Origin of the sequence: Rahnella sp. AN3-3W3 (assembly GCF_003263545.1) — a bacterium.
Classification (GTDB): domain Bacteria; phylum Pseudomonadota; class Gammaproteobacteria; order Enterobacterales; family Enterobacteriaceae; genus Rahnella; species Rahnella variigena.
Window position 1 is genome coordinate 1 of sequence record NZ_JYDG01000121.1, and the last position, 2014, is coordinate 2014.

Annotated in this window: 1 protein-coding gene; it reads right to left on the minus strand. The window is 54.1% G+C overall.

What is annotated here, in order from left to right:
• Positions 1-459 precede the first annotated feature (459 nt).
• The gene (locus UC15_RS24270) at positions 460-1665 is read right to left on the minus strand and encodes an FAD-dependent oxidoreductase (protein WP_112291628.1); all 1206 of its coding nucleotides are present in this window, start codon (positions 1663-1665) and stop codon (positions 460-462) included.
• Positions 1666-2014 lie beyond the last annotated feature (349 nt).

The window sequence follows — 2014 nt, forward strand, 5'->3', positions numbered from 1 at the left end:
TTTCACTGCGCGCTGTCGCAGGTACGACGGACATGTTCCGGCGCATTGGTGAGTGGCGCAAAATGTCATCGCTGCACGATTCCCGAATTTCAGGTTTCGAGCCATAGGTCTCGAACCATTCATTCGGTGCCATTTTTGAGCACGCCAGTCAGCTTTTCTAAAAGATAAATCCATGTGTTTTTGAATTTAAGATCGTGCGGGCGATTCAGAAAGCTTGCTGAATGAGAGGTTGCAGACCCAAGGCTGCAATCCCGAAATGAAGGAACCTCGCAGCGGCAAGATTTCCAGCCTGTCACTGCGATACCTGAAACATAGCCAGCGAGCGGTAGCGCGCAGTGAAAGAGCCGGAGATTCCTAAGAGGCGCGGCGATAGGCGCCTCTTAGGGCCAGTTTGGGTGGCAACCCAAGGTGTTGACCTAGACCTAGATCTTAAGGCCAGTTCGGATGGCTAATCCAAAATCAAAGCTTCGGGATTTCCCGATAAAACCCGACTCCGATGAGGCGCCCAAACAGGAATGGTATAAATTTCCGTCCGCGCAACCACATTTCCAGCCGTGAAGGGGCGCGCTTCCTTTGTTTCTGTCCTGCTTTACTGATCATAATCTGTAACGCCTGCGTCGCCCACGTCGGGAACGTCCGGCGGCGCTGGATGCGCTTCAAATGCCGCAGCGTAAGACGTCCGGCTTTCAGCGGTTCCGTAATGATATTCGCCGTCGCCACCGCATCCTGAATCGCCAGATTCACCCCGACGCCGCCAATCGGTGACATCGCATGGGCTGCGTCGCCGATGCACAGCAGCCCCGGTTTTGCCCACTCTTTCAGGCGGTCAATGCGGATCACCAGCAGGCGCACGTCGTCCCAACTGAGAATATCGTCGGCTAAACGCAGGCGCTCAAACGGTGACACTTCCGCCAGCAGGTCGAGAAAAGGTGCGATGCCTTGTGCTTTGAGTCCATCCAGGCTGTCTTTCGGGATCGAATAACCGCACTGCCAGTAATCGCCACGGTCGATCATGATGAAGTTTTTCTTCGGGCCGCGATGCCCCATCGACCACTGCGGATCGTCTGGGCGCTTGTTGATTTTCAGCCACAGTACGTCACGCGGTGCACCATAACGGCGGATTTCCATCCCGGCCTGTTCACGCACGATGGAATTACGGCCATCACAACCCACCACTAAATCAGCGTCGAAATGCTGCGTTTCGCCATTCACTTCTGCAAGAACGCCGGAAACCTGACATTTATCTTCCCGCAACGACAGCACCTGCGCGTTGTGGATCAGATGAAAGTTCGGCAGTTGTGCGGCCTTGCTGGCGATGAAATTAAGGAAATCCCACTGCGGCATAAACGCGATGAATTTGCACTGAGTGGGTAAATGGCTGAAATCTGCCAGCGTGGTTTCTTTGCCGTTGATTTCGCCGTACAGCTTTTCTGCACGCTGATGCGGCAGGGCGAGGAATTCATCAAGAAACCCCAGCCGCCAGATGATGTCGAGCGTTGAAGGATGGATCGTGTCGCCACGAAAATCACGCAAAAAGTCGCTGTGTTTTTCCAGCACGGTGACGTCAATTCCCTTACGTGCCAGAAGATATCCCAGCATTAATCCTGCGGGACCGCCGCCGACGATGCAGCAGGACGCTGCTGCGGACTTTGTATTCGGTGCCATTACAACCTGCCTGACGGTATGAATTTACATGATAACAATTATCATTTGCGCCGATGTGCGTCAATTCCTCCCGTGCTACATCACGGAACATTTCCTGCCCAGCGTTGTAACAAAGCTTTTTTTTGCCAGAGCCGTGGCGAAGGGGGCGAATTTTAAATTCTACTTCAAATTCAAGGTCAAGACCGTGGGCATCGGCCCACACCGACCAGAGACCCGGTAACGCGCGGGCCTCTGGACTCCGCGCTTTTTTTACTGCGCGCTGTCGCGGGTATGACGGACATGTTCTGACGCAATCGTGCGTGGCGCAAAATGTCATCGCTGCACGATTCCCGAATTTCAGGCTTCGAGC